Annotated in this window: 1 protein-coding gene; it reads left to right on the top strand. The window is 41.4% G+C overall.

All coding sequences use genetic code 11. The features are described 5' to 3' along the window. Positions 1-250: 250 nt before the first annotated feature. Positions 251-1,220, top strand: a 970-nt coding sequence (locus tag QI30_RS18595) for a plasmid recombination protein (RefSeq protein ID WP_126992067.1), incomplete at its 3' end; no start/stop codon positions are given.

Raw genomic sequence — 1,220 nt, 5'->3', positions numbered from 1 at the left:
GATGGGGGAGTTTTTGGAGGGGGTCGAGGGGAAACTTTTCCCTCGTGGGTTTGGGCAACGCCCAAGGTCTTTTCTTTTGATTTTGATCTTGGGGAAACTGTCACGCCAGAGTGACAGACCCCTGCTTTTACCCTCGGAGAGCCTTTTCATTTTGCACATGGAGCGCAGCGCAGTGTCAAAATACAGAAAAGGTTACTTTGGCAAAGTAACAAACTGTCTGGTACACTCATAGCAAGTGAGGTGATTCGTCATGAGCATGTCGGTTTCGCTCAAAAAGGCGACCAATAAAACCAACATCAAACACAATAATCGGACCATGAGTGACAAGGATAAAGAACGGAATTCACACATTGATGAATCTCGTTCGCACGAAAATGTGTACCTCGTTCAGAAGGATTTGAAAGAACTGTATCAAGAAGAATTTGGCGAAGCGTTGGAAAATTACAATGCTAAACAAAAACGCAATGACCGGAAAATTGATGATTACTTTAAGCACATCCAATCCAGTAAAAAAACGGCGCTTCAGCAGGAAATGATTGTTCAGGTGGGAGACTTATATGACTTTCCTATGCGAAAGGATTATGAGAAAGGAAATGAAATTTTATTAGAGTGGTTCGAAGATTTTGAGAAGCGAAATCCGAATTTAAAAGTATATAATGCGGTCATCCATAATGACGAAGCTACTCCTCATATGCACTTGAATTTTGTTCCGGTTGCGAGCGGCTATAAGCGAGGACTTGAAAAACAAGTGTCGTTTGACCGTGCGATTATTCAACAAGATCCGGCGTTGGATAAAACTCGCCCGTTTGATGATTGGCGGGAAAAAGAAGTCCAGTTGCTAGAAGAAAAATTATTGGATCGTGGAATTGAGCGGAAATTGGTTGGCACGAATTCATATAAAGACGTGAATGAATACAAGGAAAAACAGGACTTATTGAACGAAATTGCCGTGTTAGAGGGGAAAGTCGATGAAAAGAAAAATGAGTTTTTAGCGATTAGCAAAAATGTTCCTGATAAGAATTTGGTGCTGAAACCAAAGCGAAAAGAAATCAAAACCGAAGTCGTTCCGAAAATGTTCGGGAAACCGGAAATCCATCAAAAAGAAACCGGGAATTATGTTTTCACTCCTAAGCAGATGGAACAGCTGGAAACAATCGTGACAGCTGCGGTTGCGGTAAAAAAAGATTATGAGCGGTTGCAAAGTATGAATCCTGTCATAG

Origin of the sequence: Candidatus Kurthia intestinigallinarum, assembly GCF_003991225.1 — a bacterium.
In the GTDB taxonomy this organism is placed as follows: Bacteria; Bacillota; Bacilli; order Bacillales_A; family Planococcaceae; genus Kurthia; species Kurthia populi.
This window is presented reverse-complemented; position numbering and strand designations above follow the sequence as displayed.